This window comes from Nocardia sp. NPDC127579 (assembly GCF_042672005.1).
Lineage (GTDB): Bacteria > Actinomycetota > Actinomycetes > Mycobacteriales > Mycobacteriaceae > Nocardia.
This window is the reverse complement of sequence record NZ_JBHXVZ010000001.1, coordinates 1,096,650-1,114,601: the sequence shown is the minus strand read 5'-3', so window position 1 is coordinate 1,114,601 and position 17,952 is coordinate 1,096,650. Positions and strand designations below refer to the sequence as shown.

Here is a 17,952-nt window from a genome sequence, read left to right as displayed (position 1 = left end):
TCATGGGAATTCGCGTAGGCGTCGTGGGCGCGACCGGACAGGTCGGCGCCGTCATGCGGAAACTGCTGGAGGAGCGCAACTTCCCGGCCGACGAGGTGCGGTTCTTCGCCTCCGCGCGCTCGGCCGGTAAGACGCTGCCGTTCCGCGGTCAGGACATCGTCGTCGAGGACACCGAGACCGCCGATCCCACCGGCCTGGACATCGCGCTGTTCTCCGCCGGCGCCACCATGTCCCGGGTGCAGGCGCCCCGCTTCGCCGCGGCCGGCGTCACCGTCATCGACAACTCCTCGGCCTGGCGCAAGGATCCCGACGTGCCGCTGGTGGTGTCCGAGGTCAACCCGGAGGCCACCCGCAACCTGGTCAAGGGCATCATCGCCAACCCGAACTGCACCACCATGGCCGCCATGCCGGTGCTCAAGCCGCTGCACGAGGCAGCGGGCCTGCAGCGCCTGATCGTCTCCAGCTACCAGGCGGTGTCCGGTAGCGGCCTCGCCGGTGTGGAAGAACTCGCCTCGCAGGTGCGCGCCGTGGTCGACGACGCCGAGAAGCTGGTGCACGACGGCAGCGCCGTGCGCTTCCCGGCGCCGAACAAATACGTCGCGCCGATCGCGTTCGACGTGATCCCGCTGGCCGGTTCGCTGGTCGACGACGACTCCGGCGAGACCGACGAGGATCAGAAGCTGCGCAACGAGAGCCGCAAGATTCTCGGCCTGCCCGAACTGCTGGTCAGCGGCACCTGTGTCCGTGTCCCGGTCTTCACCGGTCACTCGCTGTCGATCAATGCCGAGTTCGCCGACCCGCTGTCGGTCGAGCGCGCGCAGCAGATTCTCGCGAATGCCCCCGGCGTCAAGCTCGTCGATGTGCCCACGCCGCTCCAGGCCGCCGGTATCGACGAGTCCCTGGTCGGTCGTATCCGCCAGGATCCCGGCGTTCCGGACGGTCGCGGCCTGGCCCTGTTCATCTCGGGCGACAACCTGCGAAAGGGCGCCGCGCTCAACACGATTCAGATCGCGGAGGTGCTGCTCAGCCAGCGCTGAGCGGTCCACTCCGCCGGAAAATCGGTGGACGGCGGCGGGCCCGCGGCCGAATCATGGACTCATGGTTCAGGATTTGGAGCGAGAAGAGCGGGGTCGGCGGGCCTGCGAACAAGCCCGCAGGGAATTGGAGTCGTCGTTGAACGCGGCAGGTCCGTTGCTCACCGATCGAAACTGGTGGAGCGGCAACGCGGCGGTTCGCCGTCACCGCGGCTGGTAGATTGCGGCGATGGCTGATCCCTACCCCCAGGTGTATCTCGGTGATCGACTCGTGCCCGCTGCGGCGGCCCACGTCAGCGTGGCCTCGTCGGCGGTGCTGTACGGGCTCAGCGTCTACACGGTCTTTCCGGTGTTCGTGGCGGGCGCCGAACGCACCGCGTTCCGCCTGCCGGACCACTTCCGCCGGATGGTCGAGTCCTGCCGGATCATCGGCATCGATCGCTTCGCTCAGGAGTGGGACTACGAGCGATTTCGTACGGCGGCAATGGAATTGGTCGCCGCAAACGCGCCCGCCGAGGATGTGTTCGTCCGCGCCACGGTGCACGTGGTGCAGTCGATTCCGGGCACCCGGGTGCGCGGCTGTGACATCCAGGTCAGCATGTTCGTCTATCCGGCCACGCCGATCGTCCCGCAGGACGGCATGCGGTTGAAGTCCAGCCCGTGGCGGCGTATTCCGGACAATGCGATTCCCTCGCGCGCCAAGGTCAACGGCGCGTACGTGAATTCGGTGCTGGCCAAGCAGGACGCCATCGACAGCGGGTACGACGACTGCGTCTTCCTCGACGGCAACGGTCATGTCTGCGAACTATCGGCGGCCAATCTCTTCCTGGTTCGTGGCGGCACCCTGATCACGCCGGATGTCTCCTGCGACATCCTCGACGGCATCAATCGCCGCAGCATTCTCACCCTGGCCGCCGAGGACGGAATCCCCGTCCAGGAGCGCACCGTCGACCTGACCGAGCTCTACATCGCCGACGAGGTCTTCGTCACCGGTACCTCCGCCGGATGCGCCCCGGTATTCGAGGTCGACGGCCGCGTCATCGCCGATGCCGCCGGCCCGATCACCCAGTCGCTGCGCAAACGCCATGCCGCGGCGCTGCGCACCGACCAGGTGCACGGCTGGGTGACCCCGCTGTAGCTCAGCGGATTCCGGGCGCTTCGGGTCCGAGGCAGACCAGGACCGCGCAGCCGGGGGCGGTGTCGGCGAACGGCGGCGCCAGCGGATAGTTCAGGCAGGCGACGACATTGCAGCCGGGGTAGGCAGATGGTCCGAGGCCGAAGACCGCGGTCAGGATGTCGATGTCGAAGTAGCGGCTCGGGTCGATCCGGATCGGCGGTTCGACATAGGGCCCCGGGTCCGCGGTGCCGGGGAACGCGCCGAGCAGCCTGCGAAAGAACTCGTGCGGCACTTCCTCGAAGTTCTGCAGGATTCCCTGCAACCCGTACCGGGAGACATTGCCGAATACGCCGGTCCACATGACGGTGAGGTCCAGGCTCGGGATGAAGAAGATGTTCTGGAGCCCGAGCCCGGACATCGCGTAGGTGTCCGAAGGCAGGAAGTCGGGGATTTCCGCGCAGCCGGCGCCGATCCAGAACAGATAGCCGTAGCAGGGATTGGTGGTCGAGGGAGCGAGCGCCTTCGACAGGTAGTCCGGTGCGAGCAACTGCCGTGCGCCCCAGCGTCCGTTGTTGTGGACCAGCAGGCCGATCTTGGCGAAATCGTTCGGCGGGATCATCAGATGCGCGTACCCGTAGGTGTGCCCGGCACGGTCGCGCGCCCAGTAGTAGTCGCCGCGCGCGATGCCGAGCGGATCGAACAGCTCACGCTGGGAGAACTGCTGCAACGGTTCGCCCACCGCCAATTCCAGCACGTAGGCCAGCAGGTCGACATTGCGCTGGCTGTAGCTGAATCGGGTGCCCGGTGCGCTGTCCAGCGGCACGCCGAGCGCCTGCACGGCGCTGTTCGGGTCGATCGGGATCACCCCGGTGATGCCCTCGGTGAACACGCCGGTTCGCATGCCGGAGGTTTCGGTGAGCAGGTTCGCCACGGTGATGGACCGGCGCAGCTCGTCGCCGAGCCCGGCGGGCAGGTAGTCGCCGATCGGTGCGGTGAGGTCGAGTTTGCCCTGATCCCAGGCGATTCCGGCGAGCAGGGACACCACGCTCTTGGTGGAGCTCCAGATGTTCCAGGCGGTGTTTCCGCTCTGGTCGTTGGTCAGTCCCTCGCCGATCAGGCAGTCGTGCCGAAAGATCTGCACATTGAATCGGTTTCGACCGGCCGCGAATTCCAGGGCCTTCTGGACCGCGGCGGGATCCATGCCGACCTGTTCGGGTCTGGCGCGTTGCAGCTCGCGCGCGGAGGTCACCGAACACTGTGTTTCGGGCTCGGCGGCCTGTGCGCCGGGGGCGAAAACACAGCTCCCCACCAGCGTTGTCGCCGCGAAACCGATCAGGAATCCACCGATGCGCCCCATGGGAATCGAGGCTAACGGGTGCGGGTTGTTCTACCCCGGATTACTCCCGTGTTCCGGCGCGGTCGCGCCGAACGAGATACCAGCCCGCGCCGATCGCGAGCACGCCGAGCCCGGTGAGTACCGAGGTCAGCGGCAGACAGAATCCGACGACCACGCAGCCGGCCGCACCCGAGACCGGGACCCAGCGCGGCGGGCGTCCCTCGTCGGCGCGCAGGGTGCCCGCCGCGACATTCGCGACCAGGTAGTAGGTCAGGACCGCGAACGACGAAAAGCCGATGGCGGCACGCAGATCGAAGCTCGCCGCGACCACCGCGACGATCGCACCCACCACGAGTTCGGCGCGGTGCGGTACGCCGAACCGCGGATGTATCGCGGTCAGCGCGCCCGGCAGCCAGCGGTCACGCGCCATGGCGAGCGCGGTCCGCGAGACCCCGAGGATCAGCGCCAGCAGCGACCCGGTCGCCGCGAGTACCGCGCCGACCCGCACCACCGGCGTCAATTCCGGTGCGCCCGCGGCGGATACCACCCGGGCCAGGGGATCCGCACCGTGGGCCAGCCCGCCTGTGCCGAGCGTGGCCAGCGCGGCCACCGCCACCAGGGTGTAGATCGCGAGCGCCGCCCCGAGCGCGATCATGATGGCGCGCGGGATGGTGCGCTGCGGATCGCGCACCTCCTCGCCGAGTGTGGCGATGCGCGCGTACCCGGCGAACGCGAAGAACAGCAGCCCCGCTGCCTCCAGCACGCCGCGCGGTCCCACCGTCGCCGGCAGAGCCGTTGCCGCCGAGTGATTTCCGAACAGGCCGACCCCGATGACCACGGTCAGCACGGCCAGGACCGCGGCGACGATGATCCTGGTGGCCAGCGCCGTCTTCTGGACGCCGGTGTAGCTGAGCGCGGTGATCGCGACCACGGCGGCCACCGCCACCACTCGCGCGTGTTCGGGCCAGGCGTAGTTGCCGACCGTCAATGCCATCGCCGCGCACGAGGCCGTCTTCCCGACGACGAAACCCCAGCCCGCCAGGTACCCCCAGAAGGTGCCGAGTCGTTCGCGCCCATACACATACGTGCCGCCGGAGACCGGATACCGCGCCGCCAAACGAGCCGAGGACATCGCGTTGCAGTACGCGAGCACGGCCGCGATCGCGACCGCGAGCAGCAGCCACGATCCCGCGGCGGCCGCGGCCGGGGCGAGCGCCGCGAAGATTCCGGCGCCCACCATCGAGCCGAGCCCGATCACCACCGAATCGCCGAGCCCCAGCCGTCGCCGCAGTGTCTCGTCGTGCGCAGTCACAGCGCCATCCTGGCGTACGGCGACCCGCGCCGCGACTCCGCGACGACGAACGCCGCCAGGTCGGGGGAGGACCTGACGGCGTTCGGTGTGCATGTCGACGTCCCACAAGCGCCTCACGGCGGGTGGTCGCTCGCAGCGACTATGGGGTGGGGCCCGGGGCTGTCCGGACGCCGACGTACAGCTACAACCCGTGCTGCCGCAGGTCTGTTCCGGTAGCCGGATGTGGCCTCACTCACCGCATGTGACCAGGGGAAACGATTCGGTATCGGAACACCCGGACCATCGCATACCGAGCGGTCCGCAAATTTAGGATCGCGAGATCGGCAACCGAGACGAGGTGGTCTGGTGAGCGAGGGTTCGGCGACCGGCACGCGCCTCGCGCGGGCCGTGCATCTGGAGCGGCTCGGCCGGTACCGCGACGCCCGCACCCTGCTGGCCGAGGAATTGGCCAGCGATCCGGACAACGCCACCGCCGCCGCCTACCTGGCCGACTCCTGCCTGTCCCTCGGCGACTATCCGGCCGCCGCGTCCGCCGCCGACGCGGCCCTGCGCGTGCGGCCCGACTCCGAGTTCGGCCTGCGCGCCCGGGCCCTGGCGCAGAGCGGCCTGGGTGACCCGGACGCCGCCGCGGCGGCCGCCTGGCGCGCCGTCGAGATCGGGCCCGACTCGGCGGCGAACTATCGCGTGCTCGCCACCGTCACCCGGTCCGATCCGCAGGTCGCGCTGCCCGCGCTGGCACGGGCCCTGGAATTGAATCCGGACAATGCCAACCTGCACTGGCTGCACGGATCGATCCTGTTGCAGCAGAGCAAGGCGGGGCTGCGGACCGCGGCGCAAGCCGCCACCGCGTTCAGCCGCGCCCTGGACATCGACCCCGAACACGCCGCCGCCGCGCACGACCTGGCGATCGTGCGCCTGCGGTCCGGCCGGCTCGGGGCCGCGGCCGACGGGCTGCTGCGCGTCGGGGAACTGGACCCGGCCACGATGGGCCCGCTGGTCCGGCGCAATATCGGCCTGATCGTGCACCGGGCGCTGGTCCGGCTGCATCTGCTGATGTTCCTGGTGGTCGGGGCGGTGCTGCTGTTCGGTTCGGCCCCCGAGGCCGCGTCCGCGCGGACCGTGGATGTCGTGACCGGGCCCGGCCGGGTGATCGGGGTGGTGGGTTCGGCGGCGGTGCTGGCCGCGGTGGTCGTCGGCGTGCGGTCGCTGCCGCGCCGGCACCGGCCGAGCGTGTGGTCGGCGCTGCGCTCGGATGTGGTGTCGGTGGCCCGGGTGCTGCTGCTCGGCGTGATCTTCCTGCTCGTGCTGCTGGCCATCGTCACCGGCTCCGCGGACCCGATCGCCATAGCGCTGCCCTGCGTGGTGCTGGGCGCGCTGGCCCTGCAAATCCTGCGCTGGATCATTCGAGCTGTGAAGGAGCGACGCCATGTTCCGGCCTGACGACGACCCGGTGCTGATCGAGATGCTCGCCGCGCTGGAGCGCAGTCCCGAGGTGCTGGCCCTGCGGGTGCGGGTGATCCAGTTGCAGGTCGAGCGCGGGCTGTTCACCGAGGCGTTGGCGCAGTGCGGCGCCGCGCTGACCCAGGAGCCGGGCAACGCCCAGGTGCTGGGTCTGCTACGGCAGTGCACGATCGCGCTGGGCAGCGGCGGCCGGCCGGTCCGGCTGCCGCCCGCCGAACCCGATCTCGGCGATTACGACTTCTGGGCGGCCGCCGAACAGCAGGTCGGCGATATCGTCGCCCCGGCCTTCCCCGATGCGGGGCCCGCCGAGTTCGCCACCGATGGGGATGCGGGGACTGTGGAGCGGTCCACGGTGCGGCTGGCCGATGTCGGCGGCATGGCGGAGGTGAAGCGTCAGCTCGAGCTTGCGTTGCTCGGGCCGCTCCGGAATCCGGCCCTGGCGCAAGCGTTCGGCACCTCCGCGCGCGGTGGACTGCTGCTGTACGGCCCGCCCGGTTGCGGTAAGACCTTCCTGGCGGCCGCCGTGGCGGGGGAGCTGGGCGCCAATTTCTATCCGATCGAGATCGCCGACATCCTGGATATCTACACCGGCGCCAGCGAACGCAATCTGCACGGCGTCTTCGAGGTGGCGCGGCGCAACGCGCCCTGTGTGCTGTTCCTGGACGAGCTCGACGCGCTGGGGCACCGGCGCAGTCAGATGTCGGGTTCCTCGACCATGCGCACCGTGGTGAATCAGCTGCTCACCGAACTGGATTCGGCCACCGCCGACAACTCCGGCGTCTACGTGCTGGGCGCCACCAACCATCCGTGGGACGTGGATGTCGCGCTGCGGCGACCGGGCCGGTTCGATCGCATGGTTCTGGTCGGCCTGCCCGATACGGCCGCGCGCGCCGCGATTCTGAGTTATCACCTGCGTGGCCGTCCGGTGGCCGGGATCGATCCGGCCGAGGTGGCGCGGCGCACCGAGGGCCTGTCCGGCGCGGATCTGGCCCATGTCTGCACCTCGGCCACGCAGCTCGCCATGGCCGATTCGCTGCGTACGGGTGCGGTCCGGCCGGTCGCCAGGTCGGATCTGGAGGTGGCGTTGGCCGAGGTCCGGCCGAGTGCGGCCGCGTGGTTCGAAGCGGCGCGCAATGTGGTCGAGTTCGCCAACGGGGACGGGACCTACGACGAGCTCGCGCGGTACATGAAAGCGCGCAGGCAGCATTAACTGTTGCGGTTCTGTTTCTTGACTAATTCAAAAATAGCCAGCAGCATGGGGTGCATGTCCCGCATCAAGCCGACCACCACCAACACCGGTACCCCGGTCTCCAGCGACGACGAATCGCTGACTGCGGGTACCCAGGGCCCGATCCTGCTGCACGATCACTACCTGATCGAAAAGCTCGCGCACTTCAACCGCGAGCGCGTGCCCGAGCGCGTCGTGCACGCGAAAGGCAGCGGCGCCTACGGCGAACTCGTCGTCACCAACGACGTCAGCCGATTCACCAAGGCCAAGCTGTTCCAGCCGGGTGCGCGCACCGAATCGCTGGTCCGGTTCTCCACCGTCGCCGGTGAGCAGGGCAGCCCCGACACCTGGCGTGATCCGCGCGGTTTCGCGGTGAAGTTCTACACCGAGGACGGCAACTACGACATCGTCGGCAACAACACCCCGGTGTTCTTCATCAAGGACCCGATCAAGTTCCCCGACTTCATCCACTCGCAGAAGCGTCTGCCCGGCAGCGGCCTGCGCGATCACACCATGCAGTGGGATTTCTGGACCCTGCGCCCGGAAACCGCACACCAGGTGACCTGGCTGATGGGCGACCGCGGCATCCCCAGGACCCTGCGCCACATGGACGGCTTCGGCTCGCACACCTATCAGTGGATCAATGCCGAGGGCGAGCGCTTCTGGGTGAAATACCACTTCAAGACCGACCAGGGCATCGAATACCTGACCCAGGCGCAAGCCGACACCCTCGCCGGCACCAGCCCCGACCACCACCGCAAGGACCTCTACGAGGCGATCGAGCGCGGCGAGTTCCCGAGCTGGACGCTGAAGGTCCAGGTCATGCCGGTGGCCGAGGCCGAGTCCTACCGGTTCAACCCGTTCGACCTGACCAAGGTGTGGTCCCAGCGGGACTACCCGCTCATCGAGGTCGGCCGCTGGACGCTGAACCGCAACCCGGAGAACTTCTTCGTCGAAATCGAGCAGGCCGCCTTCGCACCGTCGAATCTCGTGCCGGGCGTGGGCTTCTCGCCGGACAAGATGCTGCTCGGCCGGGTCTTCGCCTACGCCGACGCGCACCGGTACCGCATCGGCGTCAACCATCACGAACTGCCGCCGAACCGCGCCCGGGCCGCGGCGGTGAACTCCTACTCCAAGGAGGGCGCCATGCGTTTCGGTTACAACGATCCGAGCGTCCCGGTGTACGCGCCGAACTCCTTCGGCGGCCCGCACGCCCAGCCCGGCCTGGCGCCCGACGGTGGCGCCTGGGACTTCGACCCGACCATGATCCGGGCGGGTTACCTCGAACACCGCGAGGACAACGATTTCGCCCAGGCCGGCACCCTGGTCCGTGAAGTGCTCGACGACGACCAGCGCGCCCGTCTGATCGACAATATCGTCGGCCACATCCTGGGCGGCGTACAGGAACCGATCCTGTCCCGCGTCTTCCAGTACTGGAAGAACGTCGACGCCGATCTCGGCAAACGCGTCGAGGTAGGCGTCCGGGAGGGTCTGGCGGGCTGAACCGCCGCCGAACAGCCGGGGAGGTGCACACCGCACCTCCCCGGCTTTCGTCTATCCGGAGGCGGAAACGCGGCGGGTGATCAGAGCAGACCCCACCAGTAGAGCAAGCAGGCCAGGACCCAGACCACCACGGTTTCCATCGCGAACCCCAATCCCTCGTTGGTCTGCCTCCATCATCCGCCATGCGCGCGGGGTCTGGGTGAAATTCGCGCTCTACCTGCGTATTTGGTCGTACAAGCTCTTCTTAAGTGCCCGCTAAGAGCGCGGTTGCAAAGTTGTCTCAACGCCGGAGCAAGCCACCACCGGGGTGGGGATCCGGGGCACGGCCTGTCCACGAGGGGTGGCAGACCGCGTCACGGAGGTAGCGCTGATCGGGCCGGTCCACGAGGGGTGGCCGGCCCGGTCGGTGGCTACCGGGCACGCACTCAGTGGCTCTTCCGGGAGCTGACCGGCGCCGCGCCGCTGCCGAAGGTAACCATTCGGGGAGCGCCGACGATCCCACCCACGGGTAAGGGGCGGGCCGATCATGAGGGGTGACCGGCCCGCCCAGCGGTTCGACGTCAGCGGGCGGGGTATTCGGGCAGGTCGTAGTCCTCGGTGGTACTCAGCATCTTGATCATCAAGGGCCGCATCACCTTCGACATCATCAGCTTGGTCATGGTGTGCCCGGCCCGGATGCCGAAGCGGGTCATCGGGGCCATGGCCTTGATGCCGCCGGGCGGCAGGTCCCGCGATTTCGCGACGAACGGCCGCATCAGCTCTTCGTAGCGGGCCAGGGCGCGCAGCGGATCGCCGCTGTGCGCGGCGATCTCCCCGGCCAGGATGTAGCCGCCGGTGATGGCCATGGCGGTGCCCTGCCCGGCCAGCGGCGAACCGCAGAAGGCCGAGTCGCCGAGCAGCACCACCCGGCCCGCCGACCAGTTCGGCAGGTCGATGCGCGCGAGTTCGTCGAAGTAGAAGTCGGTGGCCTGGTCCATGGCGGCGAGCACCGTGCCGGACTCCCAGCCGCCGCCGCTGAGCCGCTCCCGGATCAGCCGCTGCTGTGCCGCGGTATCCCGGCGCAGCGCCGGATCGGCGTCGGAGCGAATGGTGATGATGGCCTTGCAGGTGGCCGGGTCGAAGTCCGGCCGGAGCCCGACGCTGGCGCCGCCGGGGATGGAATGCATGGCGAACCAGTGCGGTTCCACCTCGGCCGGGGTGGGCATGGTGAAGAAGGACATGTAGCCGCCCAGGTAGGTGCTGAAGTCCTGCTCGGGGCCGAAGGCCAGTCGGCGGGTCGCCGAATGCAGGCCGTCCGCGCCGATCACCAGGTCGAAGCGCTCGGTCGCGCCCGAGGCGAGGGTGACATCGACGCCGTCGGCGTCCTGGGCGAGGTCGGTGATCCATTCGCCGTAGCGGTAGTCGACGCCGCCCGCCGAATCGAGTTCGTCCAGCAGGATCTGGTTGAGATCGCCGCGGGTGATCTCGATTTCGGCGACCGCGCCCTTGCCGTCCAGCGATTCCATGTCCATCCGCACGATGGCCGCCCCGTTGTCGTCCACGAAGACCACGCCGCGCTCGTCCATCTGGCGCTTGCGGATGCTGTCCATCAGACCCATTCGCTCGGCGACCGCGCCGCTGGCGCCGCGCAGGTCGACGGACTGCCCGCCCGGTCGGGGAGCGGTGGCCCGCTCGACCACAGTGGCGCGGATACCGGCCCGGAGGAGTTGCAGCGCGACGGCATTGCCGCCGATGCCGCCGCCGGAGACGAGGATGCGGGGCTGGTTCATGGTGTGTCCTCTGCTGTGAATCGAATGTCTTAGACATATGTCTAACAGAGGAGTTGCACGTTTGTCTAGTACAAATGTCTAAATCACTCGTTCGGCGAGCACCGCCCGTAGCTTCGCGGCGAACTCCGCGGGTCGGTGGATGTAGCCCGACGTGATCACCGCGGAACTTGCACAACTCCAGCGAAAGTTCCCTGGCCGGCACGCGATTGGGAGTGCGGGGAAGTGGTCTCGGCCCGTGCGCGAACACCAGCTTGCCTGCCGCGGCGCGCAAAGCCGCCAGATCGGGTCGATACCGGCCGCGTCCGCCCACGCTCGATCGCCAGCCGTAATGCCGCGTACGCCAATGCTTCCCGGTCGCGAGCTTCTTGCGCCCACTATGAATGCCGCACGCCCACGCTGTGGAAATTGCGTGCCACGCAATCTTGCGTGACGCGAAATGTCTATCGAGACAGCGACTATCGGTAGCCGCGCGCGAGCAGGAACTTGGCTCCCGCGGCATAGCCCTCTGAGGTGAGCAGGTCGAAAGCGAAGGCATCGGCCAGCCGAGCGGTGGTGTCGAAGGCGGCGCAAACGGCGAGGGCGTCGCGGATCTGCTCCGGTGTGACACCGGAGGCCAGGACCGCGCGCATGTCCGCGGGCGTGACAGCGTTCGGATCGCGGGTGAGCTTGCCGAGCATGCGTAATGTGGCGCGCAGGCCATCGGCGATGGGGGCCGAGTCGAGGTCACTCAGGGCTGTGTCGACTATGGCTCCGTCGCCGTAGGCCTGTGCGGCGGTTGCGGTGTGGGCTCCGATGCAGAACGAACTCTCGTTGATCGTGGCGACATAGGCGGCCATCAACTCCCGGTCGGCGACCGACCAGGCGGATGGGCCGCGCATCGCCGCGTGCGTGAACCGCTTGGCGCGAGCACCGTAGAAATCGGGCCGGTAGAAGGTCAGCTTCGCGGCGTCGGGAAGCGGTCGGCCGGAGAAGACGCGGATGAGCGTGAACAGTGCCCTGGTGGCGGGCCGGTAGCCGTGATTCAGAATGTCGAGGCGCATCTACTCCTCCTCTCGCAGTGCTGCGTCCAAAGCTGCCATGCCCGCCTCGTACAGGCGGGTCGAACGGCCGACGGCGGCGCAGATAACCAGCTCGAACAATTGGTCCTCGGTGAAACCCGCGACGGTGGCCGCGGCGAAATCCCCGTCGGTCAACGTGTTCGGGCGCGTTGTCACTTGGTCGATCACTGTCTGCACAGCCGACGGGAGGCCGACGCCGTGGAAGGCGCGATCGCGCAGCTCGGGATCCGCCCGGCCCGCACCGTGGCGGACACGGTCCACAAGGTCGAGATACGCGACGCGCTTGCTGTCCGCCTGGGGTGCAGCGGGTTCTGACACGTGCCCCACGATAGGCCCTGAGCGCGCCGGTCGGAACCGCTGCCGGAAAACAGAACGGCTCCCAGCCGGTGAAGGCTGGGAGCCGTATCGTGTCTCAACCACACGAGTCGGGGTGACAGGATTTGAACCTGCGACCTCTTCGTCCCGAACGAAGCGCGCTACCAAGCTGCGCCACACCCCGTGAAGCGAACCTGGAGTAGCTTACAACAGGGCGGCGGTAGGAGTTAAATCCGCTGGTCAGGGGGATGATTTGGGCGCTTGATCAGTCTCCGTGCGGGCGGACGCTGGCGAAGATGCGTTTGGCGGTATCCGGGTCGACGGCCTTGGGGACGCCGATATCGGCGGCGATCACCATGACGAAGCTGCCCTGCTCGGCCGGAGTGGCGAAGGTGTACACCGAGTATTCGGCGGCGCAACCGGGGTTGGGATTGGCGATGGTGCCCCTGGTCTCGACGAAGACGCCGTTCTGGCTGCCGTCGTAGGAGGTCAGCGGTTGCGGTGGACCGGGGTTGGCGCCGCTGGAGTAGGCGCGGGCGGCCTTGGCGCCGAGTTCGAGTGCGGCGCTGGTGGAATCGGTGCTGTCGGAACCGGTGAGCAGGGAGACTGTGCGGGTCGACCCGGGGCAGTAGTCCCGGCCCTCGGAGGCCATCCCCTTGCCCATCACGGTGTCCGGCGGCGCACCGAACTTGCCGGTGACCTCGGGCGCGGCAACGGTCCAGTCGGCGGGAACGTCGTAGGCCGCGCCGCTGTCGGGCGCGATCACCACCTGATATCCGGGTACCTTCGGCTGCTCGGCGCTGGGGGCCGCGGTCGAGGTCGCCGTCTTCGATTTCGCGGCCGGGTTCGCCTTCGTGGACAGCGCGCTCACCATCCCGGGCGCATCGGCGGCTGCCGCCTTCGTGTCACCGTCGTGCAGGGCGACCACTGCCGCCCCACCACTGAGCACCAGCACCGCGACCGCGATCCCGATCCAAGCTCTGCGCCCACCCGGCTGCGGTCTGTCGAAATGGACGCCCCCCGGCGGCGCGGCCACCGGCATTCCCCACCCGGTCGCATGCGGTCCGCCACCCCCGAACTGCGAACCCGCCGAACCTGCGCCACCGAAATACTCCACCCCGGCCGCCGACCCCGGTCCGCCGAAATGTTCCGGCACACCGAGTTGCTGAGCGGGCTGGCCCGGTGCGCTGAAGCGGTCAGGCGCACCGAGTTGTGGGGCGGGTTGGCCCGGCGTGCTGAGGTGGTCGGGCGCACCGAACTGTGGGGTGGCCGGAACTGCGCCGCCGGGGTTTTCCGGCTGGCCGAGCTGTGGCGCTGCCTCCTGAAACACCGGCTGCCACTGCATATTCGATCCGGGTGGCACCGCACCTGCTTGCGGTGCTGGCCCAGTCTGGGTGGGACCTGCTTGCGGCCATGGTCCGGCCTGCTGCGGCCCGGTCTGGGCGACCTCGCTCCGGTTCAGGGCCTGCTGCGGATACCCCGCCCCCGTGTGGCCCGCTGCCGCACTGTGCGGGCCGGTCAATCCGCTGCTGCTCAAAGTTGTCCCCTGCGTTGACTTCTCGCTTCGGCAGAGGACCCTAGCAAGCGGCGTCGGGTAGGGCTAACTCAGCGTGCCACGGCCTGGGAAGCCGACACTCCGCGATCGGATTCGCTGACCGGGCGCCGGGGCGGCGCGGCGACCAGGGTGAGCAGTGTTGCCTCGGGGCGGCAGCAGAACCGGTACGGCGCCCACGGCGAGGTACCGACGCCCGCCGACACGTGCAACTGGGTATGTTCCCCCCACTTCGACGGGCCCTTCACCCGGGACTTGTCGATCCCGCAGTTGGTGACCAGCGCGCCGTACCCCGGCAGCACCAGTTGACCGCCGTGCGTGTGCCCGGCGAGCACCAGGTCGTAGCCGTCCTCGGCGAACCGGTCCAGTACTCGCGGTTCCGGGGAGTGGGTCAGCCCGATGCGCAGCTCCGCCAGCGGATTCGGCGCTCCGGCGACCGTGTCGTAGCGGTCGCGCTGTAGATGCGGGTCGTCGACGCCCGCGGTGGCGATACGAACCCCGGCCACCTCGAGATCCCGGCGCACATGGGTGAGATCGAGCCACCCCCGTTCGGTGAACGCGGCCCGCAGGTCCTGCCAGGGCAGCGGCGCACCGTAGACGCGGCGGTGATCCTTCTTGAAGTATTTCAGCGGATTCTTCGGCACCGGCGCGAAGTAGTCGTTGCTGCCGAAGACGAAAAGCCCGGGGCGAGACAGCAATCCGCCCATGGACTGCACGACCGAGGGCACCGCTTTCAGGTGCGAGAGATTGTCACCGGTATTGACGACCAGATCGGGTTCGAGCCGATCCAGCTCGCGCAGCCACTGCTGCTTGAGTTTCTGGCCGGGCATCATGTGCAGGTCGCTGAGGTGCAGTACCCGCAGGCTGGACGAGCCCGTCGGCAGCACCGCCATGGTGGCCTCACGCAGCACGAACGCGTTGCGTTCGATCAGCGAGGCATAGCCGATTCCGGCCACCGCGGCCCCGGCGGCTCCCAGTGCGGTGCGGCGGACGGCGGAAGTCGAAAGCACGGGCATTTGCCCAGCATAGGTGAGGCACCTGGGAACCGCCGAGTGTGTTTGGGCACTGTCCGGATTTGCGGCGGGCGCGGCCCGCGGAAATGTAGTGGGCGCTGGACCGGCCAGCGGCTAGCGTGTGGGCCATGTCGGAACTCAAAGCGAAGTTGCGGACGGATATGACCGCCGCGATGAAAGCCAAGGACACCCTGCGCCTGGCCACCTTGCGCATGCTGCTGGCCGCGGTGCAGAACGCCGAGGTCGCGGGTTCGGAGGCACGTGAGCTCTCCGACGCCGAGGTCATCGTCGTGCTGCAGAAAGAGGCGAAGAAGCGCAACGAGTCGGCCGAGATCTACACCCAGAACGGCCGCGGCGAGCTCGCCGCCAACGAGCACGCCGAGGCGCGCATCATCGACGAGTATCTGCCGACGCAGCTCACCGACGCCGAGATCGCTGATCTCGCCGACACCGCGATCGCCCAGATTGCCGAGCAGATCGGGGAGCGGCCGGGCATGCGCCAGATGGGCCAGGTCATGAAGGTCGCGTCGGCGCTGGCCGAGGGCAAGGCCGACGGTTCCCGGATCTCGGCGGCGGTCAAGGCCCGCCTCTGAGGAGTCCGAAAACGAAACCGCCGACCCGGTGTTCCGGGTCGGCGGTTTTTCGTTGGACTACCTGGGCCACCAGGGCGGCAGCGGCAACCCCGGCGGCAGCGCCGGTGGTGGTGCGGCCGGGCCCGGCGCCGGGGTGGGCGCGCGCTGGGTGCCGTCGCTGATGTAGATCGTCACGACGGAGCCGGGGATCGCCGACCCGTTCGGCGCGGTGCTCATCACTGCGCCCTTGGGCAGCGGGCCGTTCCCGTTCACCGCGGTGACCTGGAACCCGGCGGCGGACAGCGCGGCGGTCGCCTCGCCCTGGGTCAGCCCGACCACGTCGGGAACCTGCGCGTTGTTGGAGCCGCGCACGTATTTGTCGTCCAGCGGCGGCAGGGCGGGCGGCGGGAACCGATCCTGGACGCCCTTGATCGAGTTGAACCAGGTCCGCGCGGGTTCGTTACCGCCGAACAGGTTCCCGCTGCCGCAGCTGCGCAGCGGGAACGAGCAGATCTCGCCGGGCGTCGGGCTGTCGCCGTAGATATAGGTGGCGGCGGCCAGCGAATTGGTGAATCCGAGGAAGGCCGAGGAGCGGTGGCTCTCGGTGGTGCCGGTCTTGGCGGCGACCGGCATGTTCCAGCCGGTGGAGCCGGCCGCGGCCGAGGCGGTGCCGCCCGGGTCGTGGTCCTTGCCCATCGCGTTGGCCAGGGTGTTGGCCAGTCCGGGTTCGACGACCTGCTCGCAGGCCTGCTGGGTGAGCGGGACCGACTTGCCGGTGCGGTCGACGACCTCGCGGATCGGGTTCGGCGGGCACCACTTTCCGCCGGAGGCCAGCGTCGCGGCGACGTTGGACAGTTCCAGCGGGTTGATCGCGACCGGGCCCAGTGTGAACGAGCCCAGGTTCTGGCTCTTCACCATGTCGGCCAGGCTCTGGTTGCTGTGTCCCGAGCTGCCGGGTTCGGTGTAGGAGCGCATGCCGAGCCGGACCGCCATATCGACGGTGGGCGTGACGCCCACGGCCTGGATCAGTTTGACGAACGCGGTGTTGGGCGAGGTGGCCAGCGCTTCGGTGACCGACATCGGCGACTTGTATTTGCCCGCGTTCTCCACGCAGTAGGTCTCGGGCGGGCAGCCGCGGGCGCCGCCGTTACCCATGCCCTTGGCGTCGAACCGGCCGGGCACGTCGAGCTGGGCATTGATGCCCATGCCCTTCTCCATGGCCGCGGCCGTGGTGAACAGCTTGAAGACCGAGCCGGCGCCGTCGCCGACCATCGAGAACGGCTGTGGCTGCATGGTTTCGTTGGCGTCGCGGTTGAGCCCGTAGGTGCGGCTGGAGGCCATGGCCACCACGGGGTGGGAGTCCTGGCCCGGCGCGACCACCGACATCACCTGCGCGATGTCGTCGAGGTTCGGGTTGGCCGTCTCGGTGACGGCGCGCTTCACCGAGTCCTGCACGGCCGGATCGAGGGTGGTCTTGATCAGGTAGCCGCCCTTGTCGATCTGGTCCCGGCTGATCCCGGCATTGGCCAGGTACTGCACCGCGTAGTCGCAGAAGAAGCCGCGGTCGTTGGCCGCGATGCAGCCGCGCGGCAGGCCCTTGGGCTCGGGCAGCACGCCCAGCGGTTCCAGTTTGGCCTTGCGGAATTCCTCGGCTCGACTGGGGATGTTCTGGATCATGGTGTCCAGCACGGTGTTCCGGCGGGCCAGCACGCCCTGCTCGTTGGTGTAGGGGTTCAGCTTGGAGCTGGACTGCACCATGCCCGCGAGCATCGCCGCCTGCGGCACCTTCAGATCGGCGGCGTCGACGCCGAAGTAGGTCTTGGCCGCGTCCTGGATGCCGTAGGAGGAATTGCCGAACGGGACGAGGTTCAGGTAGCGGGTGAGGATCTCGTCCTTGGTGAGCTCGCGGTCCAGGGTGAGCGCCATCCGGATCTCGCGGATCTTGCGGGCCGGGGTGGTCTCGATGGCCGCGCGGCGTTCGGCGTCGGTCTTGGCAACCACCAGCAGCTGGAAGTTCTTGACGTACTGCTGGTCCAGGGTGGACGCGCCCTGCTGCACCTCACCGCTCGAGGTATTGGTGAGGAACGCGCGCAGTGTGCCCTGCCAGTCGACGCCCGCGTGGTCGGCGAAGCGCCGGTCCTCGATGGACACGATCGCCAGCTTCATGTCGTTGGAGATCTTGTCGCTGGGTACTTCGAACCTGCGCTGCTCGTAGAGCCAGGCGATCGGCGCCCCGGTGGTGTCCACCATCGTCGAGACGGCGGGAACGGTGCCCTCCACCAGTTCCGCGGAGACGTTGTCCACGGCGTCGGCGGCGCGGTTGGAGACGAATCCGAAACCGCCTGCGAGAGGGAACAACAGCCCGGCGACGAGCACCGCGGCCAGCGCGCAGCTGCCGGCCAGCTTGGCGAGTGTCCGCGCGATGGTAGGAGGCGAAGCCGACGGGGTGGGTGAATTCGGCGTGATCGGCACGAACTCCAGCCTACGGGTAACCCCTTCAGCTCTCTCCGGTGTGTTTGCGACTTTGTCCGAACGTGCGGTTCGTGCCCCCGTTGGGCGTGTCGTCGCGCGGGCTTCCGCGTGTCGCGCGAGGGCAGACGGAGTGCAGGGACGGACGTACCAAAAAATCTCGAGACGGTCTTGCGCTAGCCCCATACCTTTACCTAGATTGAGAACCCAGTG

General features: G+C 68.5%; 14 protein-coding genes and 1 tRNA gene. 6 read left to right on the top strand and 9 right to left on the bottom strand.

The window, feature by feature from the left end; translation table 11 throughout:
- The first annotated feature begins 2 nt into the window (after positions 1-2).
- Both ACFVMC_RS04655 and ACFVMC_RS04650 read left to right on the top strand, forming a co-directional pair.
- A complete protein-coding gene (locus tag ACFVMC_RS04655) occupies positions 3-1,037 on the top strand; it encodes an aspartate-semialdehyde dehydrogenase (protein WP_379206840.1) in 1,035 nt (344 codons plus the stop codon).
- A 226-nt stretch (positions 1,038-1,263) separates the two neighbouring features.
- Positions 1,264-2,172, top strand: a complete 909-nt coding sequence (locus ACFVMC_RS04650) for an aminotransferase class IV (protein WP_379206838.1) — start codon at positions 1,264-1,266, stop codon at positions 2,170-2,172.
- A 1-nt stretch (position 2,173) separates the two neighbouring features.
- Here the strand turns inward: ACFVMC_RS04650 and ACFVMC_RS04645 are convergent, their stop codons facing one another.
- Positions 2,174-3,508: a serine hydrolase domain-containing protein gene (locus ACFVMC_RS04645; RefSeq protein ID WP_379206836.1), complete on the bottom strand. Its 1,335-nt coding sequence runs from the start codon at positions 3,506-3,508 to the stop codon at positions 2,174-2,176.
- A gap of 40 nt (positions 3,509-3,548) precedes the next feature.
- Entirely contained in the window at positions 3,549-4,799 is a 1,251-nt protein-coding gene (locus tag ACFVMC_RS04640) for an APC family permease (protein ID WP_379206834.1), read from the bottom strand.
- Between the two features lie 345 nt (positions 4,800-5,144).
- On the opposite strand from ACFVMC_RS04640, the gene ACFVMC_RS04635 reads away from it, so the two are divergent.
- The 3 genes from ACFVMC_RS04635 to ACFVMC_RS04625 are packed head-to-tail and all read left to right on the top strand — an operon-like array spanning position 5,145 to position 8,991.
- The gene (locus tag ACFVMC_RS04635) at positions 5,145-6,239 is read left to right on the top strand and encodes a tetratricopeptide repeat protein (protein ID WP_379206832.1); all 1,095 of its coding nucleotides are present in this window, start codon (positions 5,145-5,147) and stop codon (positions 6,237-6,239) included.
- Positions 6,226-7,470 (top strand): ATP-binding protein, encoded by a 1,245-nt coding sequence (locus tag ACFVMC_RS04630; protein ID WP_379206830.1) that lies wholly within the window; start codon positions 6,226-6,228, stop codon positions 7,468-7,470. The genes ACFVMC_RS04635 and ACFVMC_RS04630 overlap by 14 nt, the downstream gene beginning before the upstream one ends.
- A 54-nt stretch (positions 7,471-7,524) precedes the next feature.
- Positions 7,525-8,991, top strand: a complete 1,467-nt coding sequence (locus ACFVMC_RS04625; RefSeq protein WP_379206829.1) for a catalase — start codon at positions 7,525-7,527, stop codon at positions 8,989-8,991.
- Between the two features lie 560 nt (positions 8,992-9,551).
- On the opposite strand, the gene ACFVMC_RS04620 is transcribed toward ACFVMC_RS04625, so the two are convergent.
- From ACFVMC_RS04620 to ACFVMC_RS04595, 6 genes are all read right to left on the bottom strand, one after another.
- Entirely contained in the window at positions 9,552-10,760 is a 1,209-nt protein-coding gene (locus ACFVMC_RS04620; protein ID WP_379206827.1) for an FAD-dependent monooxygenase, read from the bottom strand.
- Between the two features lie 455 nt (positions 10,761-11,215).
- The gene (locus ACFVMC_RS04615) at positions 11,216-11,800 is read right to left on the bottom strand and encodes a carboxymuconolactone decarboxylase family protein (protein WP_379206825.1); all 585 of its coding nucleotides are present in this window, start codon (positions 11,798-11,800) and stop codon (positions 11,216-11,218) included.
- Positions 11,801-12,136, bottom strand: coding sequence for a hypothetical protein (locus ACFVMC_RS04610; protein ID WP_379206823.1), 336 nt, complete (start codon positions 12,134-12,136; stop codon positions 11,801-11,803). It abuts the gene before it with no gap.
- 107 nt (positions 12,137-12,243) lie between these two features.
- A tRNA-Pro gene (locus ACFVMC_RS04605) sits at positions 12,244-12,317 on the bottom strand.
- An 81-nt stretch (positions 12,318-12,398) separates the two neighbouring features.
- On the bottom strand, positions 12,399-13,496 hold the full coding sequence (locus ACFVMC_RS04600) for a hypothetical protein (RefSeq protein ID WP_379206821.1): 1,098 nt from the start codon (positions 13,494-13,496) through the stop codon (positions 12,399-12,401).
- Between the two features lie 242 nt (positions 13,497-13,738).
- On the bottom strand, positions 13,739-14,701 hold the full coding sequence (locus tag ACFVMC_RS04595) for a metallophosphoesterase (protein WP_379206819.1): 963 nt from the start codon (positions 14,699-14,701) through the stop codon (positions 13,739-13,741).
- Between the two features lie 125 nt (positions 14,702-14,826).
- Here ACFVMC_RS04595 and ACFVMC_RS04590 point away from each other — a divergent pair, with 125 nt between their 5' ends.
- Positions 14,827-15,291 carry a GatB/YqeY domain-containing protein gene (locus ACFVMC_RS04590; protein WP_379206817.1) on the top strand — a complete coding sequence of 155 codons (465 nt, stop codon included), beginning with the start codon at positions 14,827-14,829 and terminating at the stop codon, positions 15,289-15,291.
- A 57-nt stretch (positions 15,292-15,348) separates the two neighbouring features.
- Here ACFVMC_RS04590 and ACFVMC_RS04585 read toward each other — a convergent pair whose 3' ends face one another.
- Positions 15,349-17,742 (bottom strand): penicillin-binding protein, encoded by a 2,394-nt coding sequence (locus ACFVMC_RS04585; RefSeq protein WP_379206816.1) that lies wholly within the window; start codon positions 17,740-17,742, stop codon positions 15,349-15,351.
- Between the last annotated feature and the right edge of the window lie 210 nt (positions 17,743-17,952).

What these genes read in the sequence shown, in the direction of transcription:
- ACFVMC_RS04655 (WP_379206840.1), top strand. Translation starts at nt 3, where the DNA reads ATGGGAATTCGCGTAGGCGTCGTGGGCGCGACCGGACAGGTCGGCGCC.
- ACFVMC_RS04650 (WP_379206838.1), top strand. Translation starts at nt 1,264, where the DNA reads ATGGCTGATCCCTACCCCCAGGTGTATCTCGGTGATCGACTCGTGCCC.
- ACFVMC_RS04645 (WP_379206836.1), bottom strand. Translation starts at nt 3,508, where the DNA reads ATGGGGCGCATCGGTGGATTCCTGATCGGTTTCGCGGCGACAACGCTG.
- ACFVMC_RS04630 (WP_379206830.1), top strand. Translation starts at nt 6,226, where the DNA reads ATGTTCCGGCCTGACGACGACCCGGTGCTGATCGAGATGCTCGCCGCG.
- ACFVMC_RS04625 (WP_379206829.1), top strand. Translation starts at nt 7,525, where the DNA reads ATGTCCCGCATCAAGCCGACCACCACCAACACCGGTACCCCGGTCTCC.
- ACFVMC_RS04620 (WP_379206827.1), bottom strand. Translation starts at nt 10,760, where the DNA reads ATGAACCAGCCCCGCATCCTCGTCTCCGGCGGCGGCATCGGCGGCAAT.
- ACFVMC_RS04615 (WP_379206825.1), bottom strand. Translation starts at nt 11,800, where the DNA reads ATGCGCCTCGACATTCTGAATCACGGCTACCGGCCCGCCACCAGGGCA.
- ACFVMC_RS04595 (WP_379206819.1), bottom strand. Translation starts at nt 14,701, where the DNA reads ATGCCCGTGCTTTCGACTTCCGCCGTCCGCCGCACCGCACTGGGAGCC.
- ACFVMC_RS04590 (WP_379206817.1), top strand. Translation starts at nt 14,827, where the DNA reads ATGTCGGAACTCAAAGCGAAGTTGCGGACGGATATGACCGCCGCGATG.